The 19,962-nt window shown below is 66.3% G+C and carries 12 protein-coding genes, 1 tRNA gene and 1 pseudogene; 3 read left to right on the top strand and 11 right to left on the bottom strand.

Annotated features, from left to right (window positions below; translation table 11 throughout):
- From ACFSCV_RS06000 to ACFSCV_RS06045, 10 genes and pseudogenes are all read right to left on the bottom strand, one after another.
- Positions 1–1,541 (bottom strand): TonB-dependent receptor (locus tag ACFSCV_RS06000; RefSeq protein WP_378797960.1); only part of this gene is annotated, 1,541 nt, incomplete at its 3' end.
- 591 nt (positions 1,542–2,132) lie between these two features.
- Positions 2,133–3,431, bottom strand: a complete 1,299-nt coding sequence (locus tag ACFSCV_RS06005; RefSeq protein WP_378797962.1) for an amidohydrolase family protein — start codon at positions 3,429–3,431, stop codon at positions 2,133–2,135.
- A gap of 138 nt (positions 3,432–3,569) precedes the next feature.
- Entirely contained in the window at positions 3,570–4,979 is a 1,410-nt protein-coding gene (locus ACFSCV_RS06010) for a purine-cytosine permease family protein (RefSeq protein ID WP_378797964.1), read from the bottom strand.
- Between the two features lie 68 nt (positions 4,980–5,047).
- Positions 5,048–6,523, bottom strand: a complete 1,476-nt coding sequence (locus ACFSCV_RS06015; RefSeq protein WP_378797966.1) for an aldehyde dehydrogenase family protein — start codon at positions 6,521–6,523, stop codon at positions 5,048–5,050.
- Positions 6,520–8,151, bottom strand: a complete 1,632-nt coding sequence (locus tag ACFSCV_RS06020; protein ID WP_378797968.1) for a GMC family oxidoreductase — start codon at positions 8,149–8,151, stop codon at positions 6,520–6,522. The genes ACFSCV_RS06015 and ACFSCV_RS06020 overlap by 4 nt, the downstream gene beginning before the upstream one ends.
- 653 nt (positions 8,152–8,804) lie before the next feature.
- Positions 8,805–9,389: pseudogene (gene istB, locus ACFSCV_RS06025) on the bottom strand (IS21-like element helper ATPase IstB); the annotation flags it as partial.
- A 112-nt stretch (positions 9,390–9,501) separates the two neighbouring features.
- A complete protein-coding gene (locus ACFSCV_RS06030; protein ID WP_378797970.1) occupies positions 9,502–10,602 on the bottom strand; it encodes a hypothetical protein in 1,101 nt (366 codons plus the stop codon).
- A 192-nt stretch (positions 10,603–10,794) separates the two neighbouring features.
- On the bottom strand, positions 10,795–12,207 hold the full coding sequence (locus ACFSCV_RS06035) for an RtcB family protein (protein WP_378797972.1): 1,413 nt from the start codon (positions 12,205–12,207) through the stop codon (positions 10,795–10,797).
- Between the two features lie 94 nt (positions 12,208–12,301).
- Positions 12,302–12,457, bottom strand: a tRNA-Ser gene (locus ACFSCV_RS06040).
- 451 nt (positions 12,458–12,908) lie between these two features.
- Complete coding sequence (locus ACFSCV_RS06045) at positions 12,909–14,462, bottom strand: vWA domain-containing protein (RefSeq protein ID WP_378797974.1); 1,554 nt, start codon at positions 14,460–14,462, stop codon at positions 12,909–12,911.
- Between the two features lie 204 nt (positions 14,463–14,666).
- Here ACFSCV_RS06045 and rtcR point away from each other — a divergent pair, with 204 nt between their 5' ends.
- Entirely contained in the window at positions 14,667–16,271 is a 1,605-nt protein-coding gene (rtcR, locus tag ACFSCV_RS06050; protein WP_378797976.1) for an RNA repair transcriptional activator RtcR, read from the top strand.
- A 214-nt stretch (positions 16,272–16,485) separates the two neighbouring features.
- Here rtcR and ACFSCV_RS06055 read toward each other — a convergent pair whose 3' ends face one another.
- Positions 16,486–17,370 (bottom strand): LysR family transcriptional regulator, encoded by an 885-nt coding sequence (locus ACFSCV_RS06055; RefSeq protein ID WP_378797978.1) that lies wholly within the window; start codon positions 17,368–17,370, stop codon positions 16,486–16,488.
- Between the two features lie 210 nt (positions 17,371–17,580).
- On the opposite strand from ACFSCV_RS06055, the gene ACFSCV_RS06060 reads away from it, so the two are divergent.
- Positions 17,581–18,186, top strand: a complete 606-nt coding sequence (locus tag ACFSCV_RS06060; RefSeq protein ID WP_378797980.1) for an NADPH-dependent FMN reductase — start codon at positions 17,581–17,583, stop codon at positions 18,184–18,186.
- A 411-nt stretch (positions 18,187–18,597) separates the two neighbouring features.
- Positions 18,598–19,932, top strand: a complete 1,335-nt coding sequence (locus ACFSCV_RS06065; RefSeq protein WP_378797982.1) for a CmpA/NrtA family ABC transporter substrate-binding protein — start codon at positions 18,598–18,600, stop codon at positions 19,930–19,932.
- Positions 19,933–19,962: the final 30 nt, after the last annotated feature.

Raw genomic sequence — 19,962 nt, forward strand, 5'->3', positions numbered from 1 at the left:
AGCTTGTACCGCAGGTCCGTATAGGCGGCGATCGACGTCGTCCTGAACTCGGCCTTCAGGTCCTGCACCAACGCGATTGGAACGCCGTAAGGCGCGAGCGCGGTGGTCGTGGCGACGCCTGCCGCGTCACTGGTGTAACGGCCAACGAAGAAGCCCACGACGCCCGACAGCCTGGAGCCCTCGGGGTCGAAGTTCAGCCGCACGTCCTGCGAGAAATCCTTGCCTTTGCGGGTTTCGTCGCGCTGGAACGACGCCCCGGCGGGCGTGTCGATATCGAGGTCGGACTCCGAGAAGGTGGTGAGCGAGGTCAGCTTCCATCCCGGCGCGAACTCGTAGGCCAGTTCCGCGCCGTAGCGGTTGACCTTGGTGTCGCGGAACTCGGCCCCGAAGCTGTCCTCCGGGTCGAAGCGGCGGTCGAAGAAATCGGGTCCGGTCACGAAGTTCCAGCCCGGCTTGTCATGGGTGCGGCTGACGCTGAGCAGGGCGGAAAAGCCCGGCAGCGCGTCGGGCGTCAGCAGCAGCTTGGCGCGGATCTGCTCGAACTCGTCCCGACGCTCTTTGTCCAGGCTCGGGGCCACGAACCTAATGTCCTTGTCCTCGCGCGCGATCTGGCCCGCGATGCGCATCGCGACCTGATCCTTGACCAGCGGGCCGAACACCGCGAAGGCGGCGGACTTCGAATCCTCGGTTCCGAGCGAGCCGTCGATGACGACCTCCGGCTCGAAGGTCGGATCCTTCGTCTTGATCGCGACGCTGCCGCCGAGCGAGTTGCGGCCCTGCAGCGTCGACTGGGGGCCGCGCAGGACCTCGATCTGCTCGACGTCCCATAGGCCGCGGCTGCCGCGGCGGATGGCTTCGATGTTCTGCGGCGCGCCGTCGATCAGGACGGAGACGACCGGGGCGGAGCGGCCCGGCGCCGTCACGCCTTCGGCGTTCAGGCCGCGGATCACGATGCTCGAATTCCCTTCGCCCGAGGGAAAGGAGCGCACGTTCGCGAGTCGATTGTAGGCCTGGGCCGTGTCGCGGGCGCTCGAGTTCTGCAGGTCTTCCGCGGTCACCACGCCGACGCTCGTGTAGGTGCGGGAGGAGTCGCGGGCCGCCTTCTCCCCGTAGACGGTGATCGGCTCAAGCGCGATCGCGCCGTCATCGATCTGCCCGGTCACGAGTTGGACCGTCGCGGGCGGTTCGGCGCGAAGCTCGACCTGCGATCCGCTGACGATCCGCCCGGCGACGCCGGTCCCTTCGAGCAGCGAGGCCAGAGCCTCTGCGGGGGCGAGGCCGGCGCGCGCGCCCCGGGAGCGCTTGCCCGCCGTGACGTCCGCGTCGGCGAGGACCTGCAGGCCGGTCTGCGTCGCGAAGGCGTGGAGCGCCGAGGAGAGTGGTCCGGCAGGAATTGCGGCCGCATGCGTCGCGCCGCTTTCGGTAGCGGTCTGGGCGGATGCGCCCGACGCGCCTTGAATCGCGATCAACGCCCCCGCGAGCATGGCGGCGCCGTAGCCGATCCTGCCCGAAACTCCGTACTTCGAACGTGAACTCACCATCGCCCCCAAGATTCCCGACGCCTGCCGCCGTCGCTCCCCTGATGCGACGACACTTCGGCTCGTGGCTTTGACGAATGGCGGCGAGCGCCGAGGACTCTCTGCGAGAGACTTTTTTGATCTTCGCGTCGTCCGGCGCGCGATATATGCGCGGCGCGTCGTTACGGTGCATCAACGTGGAAGGCGTTTTTGGTTGCGGCTCGGCCGCGTCCGCGCGTCGTCGAAAAACTCGATCGCGAAGGTGCGCGCGCTCAGCTGCCACCGCTCGGCGACACCCCGCGCGTCGCTCGAGAGAAGGGGGCATTACGCCAAGGCCGCAAGCCCGAACAGCCGGCCGCGACGAAGCAGGCCGCGTATCCCAGCGCTTCGCCGACGGTCGCCGCGAGCTGCCATCGATCAGGCTGACGATCGCGTCGGCGCTCTGAAATTGGGTGAAGTCCACGCCGGCCCGGTCGAGCGAGGCGCGGCCCACGAGCAAAGAGTCTCAGGTCAGCGCGTTTAGGCTCAAGATCCGCTCGGACCGAATTTTTCAACACAATCCGCCAAAAGCAGACATCGACAAGCCATCCAGAAGCAGAAGTCGTCCGAGAGCGTTCAGGGGCCGGCGATGGCCGGCGCATAGCCGGCCGGATCCACCGGGCCGGAACGGCCCGGCAGGTCGATGCTCGCCATCCGGCGCGGCGTCTCGGAGATCACCCGTCCCCGGCGCACCACGAACAGCCGGGCCGCCTTGAGACGGATGGCCTCGATCGGGTCGCGCGCCTGCAGCACGACGAAATCGGCGTTGGCGCCGACCTCGAGCCCGTAGCCTTCGAGCCCCAATAGCGCCGCGGGAACTGTGGTGATCGCGTCAAAGGCCGAGCGCATCGCGGCGCGGCTCGTCATCTGGCCGACGTGGATCGCCATGTGGGCGACGTCCAGCATGTCGGCGCTTCCGAGCGCGTACCACGGGTCCATCACGCAGTCATGGCCGTAGGCGCAGGGGACGCCGGCTGCGGCGAGCTCCGGCAGGCGCGTCATGCCGCGGCGCTTGGGATAGCTGTCGTGCCGGCCCTGCAGGACGATGTTGATCAGAGGGTTGGCGATGACGCCCATTCCCGCTTCCGCGATCAGCGGAATGAGCTTCGAGACGTAGTAGTTGTCCATCGAGTGCATGGAGGTCAGGTGCGAGCCGACCACCCGGCCCTGCAGACCGAGACGGATCGTCTCGCAGGCGAGCGTCTCGACGTGGCGCGACAGCGGATCGTCGGTCTCGTCGCAATGCATGTCGACGCGTAGGCCGCGCTGCGCGGCGATCTCGCAGAGCGCCCGCACGGAAGCCGCGCCGTCCGGCATCGAGCGCTCGAAATGCGGGATGCCGCCCACGACCTCGACGCCCATATCGAGCGCTCGCTCGAGATTTTTAGCCGCGTTGGGCGACCGGAAGTAGCCGTCCTGCGGGAAAGCCACGAGCTGGAGGTCGAGGTAGGGCGAGACGAGGCGCTTGACCTCGAGCAGGGCGTCGACAGCGAGCAGCCGGTCGTCGCAGATGTCGACATGCGAGCGGATCGCGAGCAGGCCCTGCGAGACCGCAAGGTCGCAATAACGCAGCGCGCGCTCGATCACGGCCTCCGCAGTCAGATGCGGCTTGAGCTCGGACCAGAGGGCGATGCCTTCAAGCAGCGTGCCGGACTGGTTGAGGCGCGGCAGGCCGAGCGAGAGCGTCGCGTCCATGTGGAAGTGCGCGTCGACGAAGGGCGCGGAGACGAGCTGGCCGGCCGCGTCGATCACCCTCGACGCCTCTCCGCCGACGCCGCGCTCGATCGCAACGATCCGGCCGCCGCTGACCGCGATGTCGAGCCCGGTCCGGCCGTCCGGAAGCGTCGCGTTGCGGACGAGGAGATCGTGATGCATGGGGGCGTCCAGACTAAAAAAGACGTCCGGCCGCGACGGCGCGGCCGGGCCTTGGGTTACGAGAGACTGCGGCGGGCGCCGACGACGCGCCAGTCCCCGCCGTTCAGGTCGATCAGGCGATCGGCGACACGCCGGCCGTCACTCTCCCGGCACGGCCGCGACGGCCGCAGCCGGCTTCCGGCTGAGCGCGAGATAGACCCCGCCCGCGACCAGCGTGCCCACCAGCCAGCTAAGGTCGGCCCCCCCGAGCAGGTTCTTCGCGATCGGACCCTGGAAGACCGGGAGCAGCCCGTTCTGGAACAGCCAGCCCGCGAACAGGCCGACGAAGAAGGCGATGATCCCCGCCCAGTTGACGTCGCCATAGGCGCTTGTGTCCGGAGACTTGTAGAGCTCCGGCACATCGATCCGTCCCTTGCGCTTCACATAGAAATCCGCGAGCGCGACGCCCGCGAAGGGGCTGAGCCACATGATCAGACCGATCATCCAGTGGTCGAACGCCTGGGCGAAATCCGGCGCGAACACGAAGTAGAACGTCACCAGATAGCCGGCCGCGCCGACGAACAGCGCGAGCGCCATGCGCGGCACGCGGATGCCCATGCTGAGAAGCGCGAGCGTCGCGGAGTAGACGTTGAGGATGTTGGTCGCGATCGGTCCATGCAGGACGAGCGCCAGCACCAGCACCGCCATCGGGCCGCCGAACACCGCGCTCACCATCTTGGCGGGGTCGGCGGTGTTGGAGACGCTGGCGATCGTCGCGCCGAGGATCCCGAGCCAGACGACCGGCACATACATGCCGAAGAAGCTGTACCAGAACACGGACTTCGAGGACTGGCTGCTCGGCACGAAGCGAGAATAGTCGGACGCCCAGGTGACCCACGAAATGCCCCAGCCGACACCGATCGCGGCGGTCAGCAGCGTGATCATGGCGAGGCGCTCGCCCGGGGCCAGCGGGCTGACGAGGTTCCAGTTCACCACGCCCGGCTGCGACCACGCGGCCACGCTGATCAGGACCATGATCGCGACCGTCGCGGGCACGGTGTATTTCTCGAAGGTGCGGATGGCATAGAAACCGTAGGTCCCGATCCCGACCTGCAGCGCCATGATGATCGTGATGACGATGAGGTTCGGCGTCGCGGTGTCCGGCACGCCGAACTGGCCCAGGATCCCCATCGAGATCTTGACCGGGAAGTAGGTGTTCACCCCAATCCAGCCGAGCGTCATCAGGAAGACGAGCGCGGCGGGAAGGTAGGCCCCGCGCCTGCCGAAGGGCGCGCGGCTCAGCACCATCTGGTTCACGCCGGTTTTGTGCCCCATGACGGTGAAGGAGGCGAACAGCGTGCAGCCCACGAGGTTGCCGAGCACGATCACGGCGATCGTGTCCCATATCCCGAGCTTCAGGATGATGCCGAGCGCCCCGAGCGCCCAGTTGATGGGCGCGATGTTGGCCCCCGCCCAGATCCACATCTGCTGAGGACCGGTCGAATCCCGGTCAGCCTCCGGGATCGGCTCGATCGCGTGTTCGTCCAGTCTCAGTTCTGTCTTGGCCATCTTCGTCTTCCCCGCCGTTGACGCGCGGCTTGCGCCGCAATGCCCCCGCTAGTCGGTCGTCTCCCCTGTCAGAAGGGAAACTCCCGCTTGCCGAGCTGGATTGTGATCCACTTCTGCTCCGTCAACTCCTCCCAGGAGGAGCGACCGCCCTCCCGCCCGAAGCCGCTGTTCTTCACGCCGCCGAACGGCACGTGCGGCTCGTCCGTGATGGTGCAGTCGTTGACGTGCACCATTCCGGATTCGAGCCGCATCGACAGATCCATGGCCTTCTGCAGGTCGTTCGTGATGACCGCGGCGGAGAGGCCGTATTCGGTGTCGTTCGCGATCCTGAGCGCCTCTTCCGAGTCCTCGACGCGGATCAGCGACACGACGGGGCCGAAGCTCTCCTCGTGGTAGATGCGCATCTCGGGCGTGACGCCGCTCAGGACCGTCGGCTCGAAGTAGCGGCCCTCGTGGCCGCCGCCGGTCTCGACCTTGGCGCCCTTGGCCCTGGCGTCCTCCAGCTGGCCGTCGATGAAGCTGACCTGGCCGTCGCGGATCAGCGGTCCGATCACGCTGGTCGTCTCGCGCGGATGGCCGACCGGGACGGTCTTGGCCTTGGCGACGAAGCGCTCCTTGAAGACCTCGAAGATCGGCGCCTCGACCATGATCTTCGAGTTCGCCATGCAGACCTGGCCCTGATGCAGGAACACGCCGAAGGCGGCCGCATCGACCGCATAGTCGAGGTCGGCGTCCTTGAGCACGATCAGGGGACTCTTGCCGCCCATCTCGAGCGTGAACTTCTTGAGGTGCTTCGCCGCCTCGACCGCCAGCTTGCGTCCCGTCCGGGTCGAGCCCGTGAAGGTGACAAGCTTCACGCGAGGGTCGGCCATGATGAGCTCGCCGACTTCGGCCGGCACGCCCGGAACGACGTTCAGCACGCCGGCGGGAAGCCCGGCCTCGTCGAAGATGTCGGCGATCAGCGCGCCTGAGATCGGCGTCTCCTCCGACGGCTTCAGCACGAAGGTGTTCCCGGCCGCGAGCGCGAAAGCGATCTTCTTCATCGACAGCAGGAAGGGCGAGTTGAACGGCGCGATCCCGGCCACGACGCCGAGCGGCCGGCGCACGGACATCGAGATCTGGCCGGGCTGGGTCACCGGCATGGTCTCGCCCATGACGTGCCGCACGTCGCCCGCCGCGCTCACGAGGCAATCGGTGACGTAGGAGATCTCCCACAGCGCCTTGTTGAAGACCGAGCCGCACTCGTCGATCAGCATGTCGCGGATTTCGGGCGTGCGCCGCTCGATCACCTCCGCGGTCTTGAGCAGGATTTTCTCGCGTTCGCTCGCGAGCGAAGCGCCCCAGGCTTCAAACGCCTTGTGGGCGGCGTCGATCGCGCCGACGACCTCGTCGCGGCCGGCCTGCTGCGTCCGCGCGAAGAGCGCCCCGTCCGCGGGATTGAAGCTGTCGGCCACGATGTTGCGCGACGACGCGACCCATTCGCCGCCGATGAACAGCTTGTAGGTGCGAACGCCGTCGACCTCGTCGTAGGAGGCGGGATTCATGCTGCGGCTCCGTCGAGTTGCCGTGACGCCAGGTCAGTTCTTGATGGGAGGTCAGTCTTGGTCGCGAGGGCGCGGGCGATGAGATCCGCCGCGCGCTCGCCGATGAGGACGCAAGGGGCCATCGTGTTGCCACCCGCCACCTCCGGCATGATCGAACCGTCGGCCACCCGCAGCCCGTCCACGCCGTAGACCTTGAGCGAGCCGTCGACGACCGACATCGGGTCGCGGCCCATCTTCGCCGTACAGGTCTGGTGGAAATAGGTCCCGGCGGCGTTCCGCAGGAAGGTCAGCATCTCCCGCGCCGAAAGCGGTCCTGGCATCAGCTCGCGCTTCACGAATGGCCTCAGCGCGTCCGAGTGACCGATCTCGCGGCAGATCTCGACGCAGCGGAGCAGGGCGCGGACGTCCGCCTCCTCGCTGAGGAAGTTCGCGTGCACCTTCACCGGGTCTTCGGGCCGAGCGCCGGTCAGCGCGACGTGGCCGCGGCTCTTCGGCCGGATCAGGCCCGGCGCCAAGGTGAAGCAGGCGGACGGATCGACCGGCAGGTCATAGGCCGGCCGCGTGACTTCAGAGCCGAACGCGCATTCCTCAAGGATCGGCTGGAGGTCCGGCCTGGTCAGCGACGCCTCGGATTTGCAGAAGATCGTGAACTCGGCGGAGTTGTTCCGCGGCGCCGACGGCTCGCGATACTCGAACACGCAGCCGGCGACGAGAATGTGGTCCTGAAAGTTCTGGCCGACGCCCGGCAGATGCTGGACGACCGGCAGTCCAAGGCGCCGGAGCGCCGCGGCGTCCCCGATCCCCGACAGCATCAGGGTCTTCGGCGTGTTGATCGCGCCAAGGGAGAGCACGATCTCGTGGCGCGCGCGAGCAAGACGGATCTCGCCGTCATGTTCGAACTCGACGGCGACCGCACGGCCGTTCTCGATCACGACGCGCCGGGTCAGAGCGTGGGTCACCACTGTCAGGTTCGGCTGCCCGATCTTCGGGCGGAGGTAGGCTGTCGCGGTGGAGACCCGCTGGCCGTCCCGATCGACGTTGACGTTCGCGATCGCGCAGCAGCCGTCGCCCGCCATCGCCTCGGCGTTGTGGTCAGCGACTGCGGGGACGCCTAGCTCGCAAGCGTCGGCCAGCAGGCCATGCACCACGGGGATGGGGTCCTTCGGAAGGGTGATGGACATCGGCCCGCCGACGCCGCGCAGCGGGGAAGCCGGCCCGTCCCAATCCTCGATCCGCCTGTAGAGATCGACCGCGGCCTCGTACCCCCAGCCCGGATCGCCGGTCTCGGCCTCCCAAAGGTCGAAGTCGCTCTTGTGCCCCCGCGCCCAGACGAGCCCGTTGACGCTCGATCCGCCGCCGAGCACGCGGCCCATCGGGAGCGGCGCGCGCCGCCCGTTGAGGCCCGGACACGGCTCCGACGCGAAGCCCCAGTCGCGCTCGGAGCCGATGTTGCGCATCCAGATCGTGGGATCGCGGACCTCGGGGGCGTCGTCCATGCCCCCCGCTTCGATCAGCAGAACTTCGAGGTCCGGGTCAGCCGCGAGCCGGCTCGCCACGACGCATCCCGCCGAGCCGCCGCCGCAGACGATGACGTCGTAATCTTTCGAGAGCCGATTGGCGGAGGCCATGCCATTCCTTCAAAAATAGGAAGTATACTTCCCATTTTGAAAAGCAGATTTCGTGCCAACGTGTTGAAGGTGGCCTTCCCCGAGGTTGTTCCCGGTAAAACCCGTGGCTTGCCCGTTTCCAGGCCGCTGCGCTCAAATCCGCGTCAGCGTTGACACCTGTTTCGACCCTAAAGTCGAGCGTGACCGTAACGCGTGCGCGGAACACGCCGGTCGCGATCGGCGCATTGCCTCCTCCTAGAGGCGGCCCCTCGACGGAATCATACACCCGCAGCCATTCGGGGACGCACCGGGGGCGGGCCTTGGCTCGCTGTCGACCGGCTTGGGTCAAAGTCGGCTATTGCTGTCTAGCCTTCGCATTCTGTCGCCTTGGCGCGCTGTCCTCAGAAAGACTTCACTTCCTTCGCGACCACAGCGTTGGTGTCGTCGTGGCGAACAAGGGCGCAAACGATGTCGCGGAAGCTAGCAAAGGCCTGCCTGAGGTCGATGTTCGAGCGACTGGCTGTCAATCGGCGCTGAACTTTGACCCCTTATCGGCGTCCAATGTCGACCCCCTGAAGCTGGGTGAGCGGTGTCGATCCCGCCGGCGCGGAGCTGGTCGGGGTTGCGCAGCGCCGGCGGGATCGACGTCCAGAGGGCGCGGCCTCGGGCGGCGCTCAGGCGCGGTTCTTGAAGCGCCAGCTCTCGTTGCCGGTCTCGACGACGTCGCAGTGGTGGGTGAGCCGGTCGAGCAGCGCGGTGGTCATCTTTGCGTCGCCGAACACGCTTGGCCATTCGCCGAAGGCGAGGTTGGTGGTGACGATGATCGAGGTCTGCTCGTAGAGGCGGCTGATCAGATGGAACAAGAGCTGGCCGCCGGACTGCGCGAACGGCAGGTAGCCGAGCTCGTCGAGGACCACGAAGTCGAGGCGGCCGAGGTAGTCGGCCATGCGGCCCTGGCGTCCTGAACGGCCTTCCGCCTCGAGCTTGTTGACGAGGTCGACCACGTTGAAGAACCGGCCGCGCGCGCCGTCGCGGATGCAGGCCCGGACGATCGCGATGGCGAGGTGGGTCTTGCCGGTTCCGGTGCCGCCGACCAGCACGACGTTGCGCTGATGGGCCAGGAACTCGCCTCCGGCGAGGTCGCGGATCAGGGTCTCGTTGATCGGCGTGTCGTCGAAGGCGAAGTCCTCGACGTCGCGGGCGAGCGGCAGCTTGGCGATGATGATCTGGTATTTGATCGAGCGCGCTTGCTTCGACGTCGGAAAGATCTGATTTGCCGTTCATGGCTCATGGTATCGTGGACGCGAAGCACCGCGCCATGATGGCGAGCGCGGACGGCGCCATCGAGGAGTCGTCGCGGAAGAACAGCGTTCAGGGCGCGCGCCTCAGCTTGTAGTCGGCGATCAATCGGGCGCGTCCTAGCTCGGGCGCCATCCGGCGTTCCGCAACAAGCATATGGTCGATGATCTGGCGGAGCGTGCTTAGGGCGGTCTCGTCGCCTAGGCGAAAGGCCGTGCTCGTGAAAAACGCGCCGAAGCGATCCCGGTACGCTTTGCGGTCTTCGCACGCCGCGCAGGCGGTGACGGCGATGCTGAGCAGGTATGGAATTCGCTCTTGCGCATCTTGCTGACGAAGCAGGGTCGTGCAGCGGTCGAGCACCGCGTCGCTGAGGCGAACTGAGCGTCCCGCGGCGCTCATGTCGGCGACGGCGTTCAGCGCCGTCAGATAGCGGTCTATATCGTCCGACACGAAGTCGCGTTCGGCGGTGAGAATGCCGATCAACCGATCAACGGTCGCGGCGCTCGGTTGGCCGATCTTGGCGCAGAACGGCAGCGCGTCGAGCAATCCGAGAAGCGTCGTTGCGCCCCCCGGAGGGGTTTCCCATTCGGCGAGCTCAACGTCGTTCGGCGGGGGGCCGAAGTCGTCCAACGGACCTGGATAGATGAGAAGGCCCAACGGACGGCTTGCGAGGTCCGACATCGCTTCGCCCTCTACGATCTTGGACCATGAGGCCACCTGTCCGCCGAACGGCATATTCTGTATCGCGAGCATCGCTTGCGCATTGAGGTCCGCACGGAGGTAGACTTCAGACAGAAGTTCGGGAGACCATCTGGGCGCTTCCTGACGTTCCATCGATGTCGCCCAGAGCTGCTCGACGCCGAAATTCTCGATCGCCCACTGAGCGAACGCTTCCGGATCCTTCGCCTCGATCCGCGCGTCCGTCAGGACGCCCGCGTGGGCGAGAGCGGCGAGCCGGACCCAGTACGCAGGGGCCTCCCCAGCTCGCGCTTTTCGGCGCGCCCAAGCCAGACTTATCGCCGCGCAGCCGGTGAAGAGTTGTCGCCTTCCTAGGGAGCGAACCGGATCCAGGAACAGCTTTTCGAGAAAGGCTTCACCCAAGGCGACCGGATCGCCCAGATATGCTTCGGCTTCAACGGCGCTTTCGGACCGATGAGCCGACCGGCGTTCCATGGCTTCTGAGGTAAGCGGAACAAGTCGGGCTGGCGCATAGCCTCCTCCTAGAGGCGGCCCCTCGAAGGCAATCGTACACCCGTAACCGTTCGGGACGCGCCAGAAGCTGTCGCTGGCGACTCGCCGCATTGCGGACATTCAGCTGTTTACTGAGAGACCCCGGACGTCCCGATGGGGCGCCCGGGATATCGATCAGCCGATCGAGTCCGCCTGGCTGTCCCTCGCGGCCTTGGCGGCCTTCTTCTTCCGCCACGGCGCGTTGACCTGCCAGTCGCCGGCCATGATGCAGCCGACCGGCTCCACCGTGTCCACCACCTCGCAGAGCCCGAACTCGGCGAGCTGAGAGCGCACCGTGTCGGCGTTCTTGTAGGCAGCCGGAAGCTCGGATGCGTCCGGCACGCCGCTGAAGAACCGCGCGTCGATGCGCTTGCGCACCGCGGCGAGCTGCTCCTCCGGCGTCTCGGTCTGGGCGCGCAGAAAGGCCGAGCGGCTGAAGTTGCGTCCCGCGCCATGCGGCGAGAAGCCGAGCCCGTTCGGCGCGTCCTTGCCGCGGGTGATCAGGATCGGCTCGCCCATGTTGAGCGGCACGAGCGTGAGCCCCGTGTCGTCGGCGGAGAAACCGTCATAGGCCGGGGTCGCGCCCTTGGCGTGGTAGAACAGGCCGTCGGTCTTCCGGAAGACGAAGTTGTGCTCGTTCCAGAACCGGTCGACGGGTTCGAGCCCGAGCGCCTCGGCCACGAGATCGTGGATCGCGTAGTGGTTCGCCTTGGTCCACAGCCGGATGATCTGCAGCGCCTCCCAATAGGCCTCGCCCTCCGCCGTGTCCGCCTCGATCCAGGCGTTGTGAGACGGTGTCTCTCGCGAGACCGCGCGCCGGGTCTCCTCGGCGAGCGCCATGCCGGCCTTGTAGAGCAGCGCGCCGGGTTTGCGGGAGCCGTGATGGGTCACGAGCGTCACGTCGCCGGTCGAGGCGCGGCGGCCCACATAGAAGAAGTGGTTGCCGTCGCCCTGCGTCGCGAAATGCTCGATCGCCGCCGAAGTCAGCGTCTTCAGGAAGGGGTTCGCGTCCATCGCCTGAAGGATCTCGGCCGGCGGGCGGATCTGCGCGCCACGCGGCCGTCCGCCGCCGCCGAAATGCGACCAGGCCATTCCGGCGTCGATGATGCTGGTCGGATCGACGTCGCCGAACGAGGTCAGCGCCATCGAGCAGCAGATGTCAGCCGAATGAAAACCCGGATGGATGGCGTTCTCAGTCGCGATCACTCCGCCCACCGGGATCGTGCCCGGCGCGCGTCCGGCTGGGCAGGCGTCCGGCATCACGGCGCCGGCGCGGATCGTCGGCACGCGCATCAGCTCATCCATATGAGCCTGGACGTTCGCGATGTTCTCGGCGTCGCCGTCGTTCTCAGCCCGGATGTTGAGGTGATACGGCACGGTGCCGGGCGCGCTCATCGCGCGCTGCGGGCGCAGCTCCGGCGCAAGCGCAGCAGCGGCCGCGCGCGGGTCCTCGCCGCGATCGGCCGCCGCCTGCGCGGCCGCGATGCCTTCCGAGAACCAGGAACCGGGCGCAAAGCCCCAGTCGATGAGCGTCTTTCCGGTGATCATGGCGCGTCTCCTCACGCGTCTTGGCTTGGGCGTTCAGTTCAGTCCGTCGGCCGAGGCGACAAGTGTTCGCGAGACGTTTGCTGAGCTACTCGGCTGACGCCGGGGCGGGCTTGAACCGCCGACCTCCCGCCGCTTCCGGCGGGCGCTCTACCCATGTAGTCCCGCAGGCATTCGCCGCGTCAGTTCGAGGGTCGTGACGACGAGGGGCGGCAGGACAAGGGAATGTGCTCTTCCGGCTGAGCTACAGGTCCGATCTTGCGGACCTGGCAGGCTTCGAACCTGCGACCTCATTCGTGCATGGAGTCCTGCCTGCATTCGTCACGTCAGTTCCATTCGGCCGAAGCCGTGACGACAAGATTCGACGAAACGTCTGGCGAGGATCGCCTTCCGGCGACCCTTCGCCCCTGCTCTGCCGCTGAGCTACGGGCCCGAGAGCCCGGCGGGACTCGAACCCGCGACCTGGTCATTAACAGTGATGTAGTTCCGTCAGCATTCGTCACGGCTTCGATCCGTCCGGGAGACGCGACGACGAAATTGGCGAGAGGCGGAGCTCCGATAACGGTGGGTCGGGGCGGTTACCGTCCGCCAACGCTCCAGATGGTGGTGTACTCTCGGCCGGCATTCGTCGCGTCGCCGGGACGGACCAGTCTGCTTCGGTTTCCTTGCTGGGACGCGGGCCCCATCGCCCGCGTCCCTTCTCGTCAGAGCTCGATCTTCTCGATGTCGCCCACCCAGTGGTCGGGCCCGAGGGTCCCGTCCGCGAAGTGGCCGATCATCTCGAACACCGCGTCGGAGAAGCCTCCGACGTTGAGGATGTCCTCGCTCTCGATCGCCTGCGTCGCCCCGTAGGGCTGGATGTCGACGCAGACCATCTTCAGGCCCGGGTTGATCGCCTTCAGCTTCCTGAAGGACTGCATCAGGGCCGTGCCAGGACCTCGCCGCCCATGCGCCCAGGACTCGTTGTCCGAGACGAACACCAGCAGGTCGACCTTGGCTTTCTCCACGGCCAGCCGCTCGACCGGAGCCGAGCAGTTGGTGCCGCCGCCGCCGACCCCTGCGAGCTTGGCCGCATTGGTCAGCACGCTGTCGCGCGGGTTGAGGTCGATTTCGACCACATCCCACTCGAACGGCATGACGCGCGCCGACCGGTTCGCCCGCAAGAGCGCGGCGGCCACGAGCGCCGCGACGTCGATGCAGCGGACCGCGGAGGTCGCCCCCGGCCGGTAGCCGGTGACGGACGAACTCATCGAGCCCGATACGTCGGGACACACCACCACGTTCCCTGCGACCGTCGGCACGTTGGAGACCGCGGCTTCCATCGCGTCCTGCAGCGCCTCGCGCACCACGGCCGGCACGTCCTTGCCTGTGGCCGCGTAGGCCGCCATGAGCTGGTACGGGAAGACCTTGGCGCGACGGATCGCGTGGGCGTCGCGCAGGCGCTCCGCCACGAAATCCGCAAACCCCTCGACCTCGAACGCGCCGTGGCGCGCGAAGGTGTTGAGGTTCATGCGCAGCATGTGCCAGCCGGCCTTTCGGCCGACGCCGGCCCACTGCTCCCCGGTGAGGGGCAGCGAGGTCAGCATCTGGAACGGGACATCCGGAACGTCGCCGACCGGATCCTTCTTGAACGCCTCGAAGGCCCGGACGATCTCCGGAGCCGCCGCGACGTCGTAGGGACGCCCGATCAGCCAACCGAACAGCGCCGCCCGCTGAGGCGAGGCCGGGCGCGGGTGGACCATCTTGATCACGTCGGCGAGCGAGGGGGCCTGGCCCACCGCCGCGTTCAGGATCTGATGGTCCGAGGCCGCGTCGAGCCAGGCCTGGACGAGCTTCTTCGGCCTTGTGCCGAGCGACTTCCGGCCCGTGACGCCCGACCGCATGATCTGCACGAAGTTGCACAACATGCGGCCGTTGTCGACGACCTGCGGGAAGGCGCGGACGAACTCGGTCCCTTGCATGCCCGACAAGGCGGCGAGCAGAAGCGCCGGCAGGTCCTTCATGTGGCCGCGCTTGCGGGCGTAGACCGCAGTCCTGGCGAGGAATGCGGGCTCGACCTCATGAGCAAGCTTCAGCGCCGCCTCGAGCTGGGCCTCCGGCTCGGCGTAGAAGGTCCGGCCGAGCGAGCCCGTCACCGCGAGCTGCGCCAACTGGTGACGCGGGCCATAGGCGTAGGCCGAGGCGCCGGCGTGGTTGGTCGCGGTCGCGGCCGGAGCAAGCCGGCCGACGATCGACTTGAAGAGCGCCTTGTTGGCCATCGTCCTCGTCTCCCGTTCGGTTTCGCCGAGATCATTGCGAGCACCGTGCCAATCCGTGGGAAGCGCCATCGGATTTTTGGAAAAGTCCAAGACTTTGTTGGAAAAGATTTTTTGGGAACGTCTTGCCAAGCCCTGGCGGCGCTTTCGCGATCCGCGATTTCCTGATATTTAAATATCGTAGCTTATCGTACGGGATCATCCACGGTGGATCGTAAGCGGGTCGTCATCGGCTTTCTCGGCACGACGCTCGACGCTGGCCGACACAATCGCTTCGAGCGCTGGCGGCCGTCCGTCGACCTGTTCCTTCATCCCGAACTTCCCGTCGACCGGCTCGAGCTGATCCACGGCGAGAACTCGGCGTCACTCGCCGACCGCGTCGTCGGCGACATCGCGCAGGTCGCCCCGCAGGCGGAGGTGCGCCGGCACCTGATGCCGATGAAGGACCCATGGGACTTCGGCGAGGTCTATTCGGCGATGCACGACTTCGCCCGGACCTACCCGTTCGATACCGAGGCTGAGGACTATCTCGTCAACATCACGACCGGCACGCATGTCGCGCAGATTTGCTGGTTCCTGCTGATCGAGGCGCGCTTCGTGCCGGCCACGATCCTGCAGCTGTCGCCGCCGAGGCGCGTCCACGAAAGCGAGACGAAGCGGAGCTCCTACAGCGTCATAGACATCGACCTGTCGCGCTACGATCAGATCGCGACCCGCTTCCGACGCGACCGCGACGAGGCCGCGAGCTTCCTAAAGTCCGGCATCGCCACCCGCAACGAAGCCTTCAACCGGATGATCGACCGCATCGAGCGGGTGGCGATCCGCTCCAAGGCGCCGCTGCTGCTGTGCGGGCCGACCGGAGCGGGAAAGTCGCAGCTCGCACGGCGCATCTACGACCTCAAAAAGTCCCGCCGGCAGGTCGGCGGCCCCTTCGTCGAAGTGAACTGCGCGACGCTGCGCGGCGACAGCGCCATGTCGACCCTGTTCGGCCATGTGAAGGGCGCCTTCACGGGCGCGGCGCAGGACCGGGCAGGTCTGTTGAAGGCCGCCGACAAGGGCATCCTGTTCCTCGACGAGATCGGCGAACTCGGGCCCGACGAGCAGGCGATGGCGCTGCGGGCGATCGAGGAGAAGCGTTTCCTGCCCGTGGGCTCGGACAGGGAGGTGGCGAGCGACTTCCAGCTGATCGCCGGCACCAACCGCGATCTTTCGGAGGACGTCCGCGCCGGCCGCTTCCGGGAAGATTTGCTGGCGCGCCTCAACTTGTGGACCTTCGACCTGCCGGGGCTCGCGGATAGGCCCGAAGACGTCGAGCCGAACCTCGATTACGAACTCGACCGCTATTCCGAGCGCGAGGGTTCTCGCGTCTCCTTCAACCGCGAAGCGCGCGAAAAATATCTCGCCTTCGCGACCTCCTCGGCTGCGGCGTGGTCGGCGAACTTTCGCGATCTCGGGGCCTCGGTCACACGCATGGCGACGCTCGCTCCAAAAGGCCGCGTCGACGCCGAGACGGTCGACGAGGAGATCTCGCGGCTTCGGCGAGGCTGGGGCGCAAGACGGGACAAGCGGGAGGCCGAGCTGCTCGAACTGCTCGGGCCGAGCGGTTTGGCCGAGATCGATCTGTTCGACCAGGTGCAACTCGCCGAGGTCGTCAGCGTCTGCCGTCGGGAGGCCACCGCCAGCGCCGCCGGTCGAGCCCTGTTCGCCGCCAGCAGAGCGAAAAAGGCGAGCGCCAACGACGCCGATCGACTTCGAAAATACCTGGCGCGTTTCGGGCTGGATTGGAGCGCTGTGCGCGCCATGACGCCGTAGCGCCAGAAGCTGTCGCTGGCGACTCGCCGCATTGCGGACATCGTCGTTCAATGCGGGACATGGTCGACCGACGCCTCGCAGCAGCCGCAGGACGGGTCCTTGTGGACCACCATCCGCGGCTTGGCCCCGGCGCGGGGAGATTAACGTCTTCGAGCCGCGTGCGCATGAATAGCCTGCCGCCCTATCAGGCTTCGCCTCTGGGGACCGTACCGGGTCAGCGCGCGTTTGCAGCTGAAGGCGTTGCGAACGCCTCGGCCAGCAGGTCGATCAGCACCCGCACCTTTCGTGGCAGATGCTGCCCCTGCGGCCGCACGATGTAGATGCCGACCGCGGGCAGGTCATAGCTTTGCAGCACCGGTGTCAGCGCGCCTTCGGCGACGTAGGGCGCAGCGATGATTTCTCCCAATACGGCAATGCCGACACCTCTTGCAGCCGCCTCCGCGATAACGAAAGCGTTGTCTGCTTTGAACCGACCCTGCGGGCGTAACGGAATCGTTTCACCACCGCGTCTGAAGTTCCAAACGTCCGCGCCAGGCGTGAGGCACGAGTGCTGCAGAACGTCGGATGGCGTTTGCGGCTCGCCGTGCTCCGACAGGTAGGTGGGACTTGCATAGAGGCGAACAGGGAGCTCACCGACTTTGCGCGCCACCAGATTTGAGTCGGACAGGTATCCGACGCGAATGGCGCAATCGAAGCCCTCGGCGGCGAGGTCGACATAGCGATCATTGAAGCGAATGTGGACGTGCAGATCCTTGTGCCGTTGAGCGAGTTCGGCGAGGACCGGCGCCAACTGGCGACCGAACGAGGCCGGCGCTGCGACGCGAAGTAGGCCCCTTAGCGCCCCGGCGGGCGACATGTCTTCGCGTGCATTATCGATGACCGCGCAGACCTTCGCCGCTTCATCCCGGAAATGGGCGCCGGCCTCTGTCAGAACGACGCCTCGGGTCGTGCGGGCGACAAGCTGAGCGCCGAGTTCGTCTTCGAGCCGCAACAAGCGACGGCTGACGATCGATTTCGCCAGACCGAGCCGACGAGCGGCGGAGTTGACCCCGCCCGCGTCGGCGATCTCGACAAACACGCGAAGGTCTTCAATTTCCAAACCGACCCCCGTCTAACTGCCGTGCAGCGCGCCCCGAAAGTGTGCCTGAATTACCGACGGTTGTCAGCCGCTAGGCACCCAAGTGTTCCGGATACGGGGACGCCGAAGCCCGCTTCGGATGGCTAGTAGGCTATCAGCCGTCCGGTCATTTTTCCCCTCGCCAAGCCATTCGACGCCTGACCGGCGCGAGGCATCGAGGAGATCAAAGCCATGTCCACGACAGATCACGCTAGGCCTAAGATCGCTCTGATCATTGGGACGACCCGCGGAGCCCGTTTCGCCGACGTTCCGGCCCAGTGGATGCTGAGACAAGCGCAGTCCCGCTCCGACATTGACGTCGAGCTTCTCGACCTCCGCGACTTTAATCTGCCGATGTTCGACGAGGTCGCCTCAAGCGCGTTCGCACCGAGCCAGAGCGCTGAGGCGACGCGCTGGCAGCATGAGTTGGCGCGCTTCGACGGCTTCATCTTTGTCGTCGCCGAGTACAATCATTCCTTGTCGGCTGTCCTCAAGAACGCGCTCGACCAAGCGTACAAGGAGTGGAACCACAAGCCGTTCACCGCGATCGGCTACGGGGGCATGGGCGCTGCCCGAGCCTTAGAGCACCTCCGTCAGATCGCAGTCGAGTTGCACATGGTCTCGACGCACGCGGCCGTCCACATCGGTGGGGCCGACTTCTTCACGATCTTCCCTGCTGTCGGCAACCAGCCGATCGAAACGATCGAGCAGAATCTTCTTGGCTCCGCGAAGATCGCGCTGGACGAGCTCGTCTGGTGGGCCAAGGCCACGATGGCCGCTCGCGCCTTGGACGCCTGAGCCAGAGCAACGCGCAGCGTCTTCTTATTGCACGATCTCGGCAGGGTCGAGTTATCGAGCCGGCTCGTCATGGCGCCGATGGCCCGGGCGCAGGCAATACGGAGGAGACGGGCAGCGAACTGGCGGCGCGGTCATCCTAAGCGCGCCGCAAAACGGATGCGAGGTTTGAGGGCGGGCCAGGTTAGCGCCGGGTCAAACTCTAAGGCGCGACAACGATCGACTGCGTCGGCGGTTTGGCTGATCGTCGGCTACGGGCAGGCCTCGGAACGCCGAGTGCCGGTAAATTGTCGGCATTAAGTCGACATTGCTGGCGCTGTCACGCCAGGCGGCTCTGGTGATCAGGTGGGATTCTTCGCGCAGTCGCATGGCACAGCCATTGCTCATCGATCCAGGTCATCGATGGAGAGCGCAATGAGCGGGTCTGGATCAAATTGGAAGCTGACACGCTGTCCCTGCGGCGCGCATTCAAGTCAGGCGGCTCATGACGAGGCGCTCTCGGTCGCGGCCGTCGAACACGCGACCGAACAGGCGCTGTTGAAGGCGATCTTCCCCAAGACGATCGAGCGGCGCCTGTTCCTTCAGGCGATCGGCGCGACCACAGCCGCAGCCGCGCTCAATCACGTGTTCCCGATAAAGGCCGCCGCTCAAGCTCTTGGCGAGGCGGGGGCGCCCGAAAAAGCGAACCTCAAGGTCGGCTTCATTCCGATCACCTGCGCGACTCCCATCATCATGGGCGCGCCTATGGGCTTCTACGAGAAGCAGAAGCTCAATGTCGAGGTGGTGAAGACCGCCGGTTGGGCGATCATCCGCGACAAGACCATCAACGGCGAATATGACGCCGCCCAGATGCTTGCGCCGATGCCGCTCCAAATCTCGATGGGCCTTGGCGCGACCAAGACGCCCTTCGTCACGCCCGCGATCGAGAACGTCAACGGCCAGGCCATCTGCCTCGCCAACAAGCACAAGGACAATCGCGATCCGAAGAATTGGAAGGGCTTCAAGTTCGCCATCCCTTACGACTTCTCGAACCACAATTACCTGCTGCGCTATTACCTCGCCGAGCACGGCATTGATCCGGACACGGACGTTCAGCTCAGGCTCGTGCCGCCGCCCGAGATGGTCGCAAACCTTCGCGCTGACAACATCGACGGCTTCCTCGCTCCCGACAACATCGTGCAGCGTGCGGTCTATGACGGCGTCGGCTTTATCCATCTGCTGTCGAAGGAGATCTGGGACGGCCACCCCTGCTGCAGCTTCTCGCTGTCGCGTAAGATGATGGCGGACACGCCGAACACCGCCGCAGCGCTCCTGCGCGCCATCATGCAGGCGACCTCCTATGCCCAGAAGCCGGAGAATCGGAAGGAGATCGCGGTCGCCATCGCGCCCGCGAACTATCTCAACCAGCCGGTGACGGTCGTCGAGCAGGTGCTGACCGGCACCTATGCGGACGGACTTGGCGGCGTGAAGAAAGACCCCGCGCGCATCGCCTTCGACCCGTTCCCCTATGAAAGCTACGCCATCTGGACGCTGACCCAGATGAAGCGCTGGGGCCAGATTAAGGGCGACGTCGACTTCCAGGCGATCGCGAGGGACGTCTATCTCGCGACCGACGCCGAGAAGGCCATGAAGGAGGCCGGCATCGCGGCCCCGTCGTCAACCGCCAAGACCTTCAGCGTCATGGGCAAGCCGTTCGATCCCTCGAAGCCGGACGAATATCTCGCTTCCTTCGCGATCAAGCGAAGCTGACCGCCTGCGCGCATCACGTCCCGCCGAGCC

It is taken from the genome of Methylopila henanensis, from assembly GCF_042681025.1.
Lineage (GTDB): Bacteria > Pseudomonadota > Alphaproteobacteria > Rhizobiales > Methylopilaceae > Methylopila > Methylopila henanensis.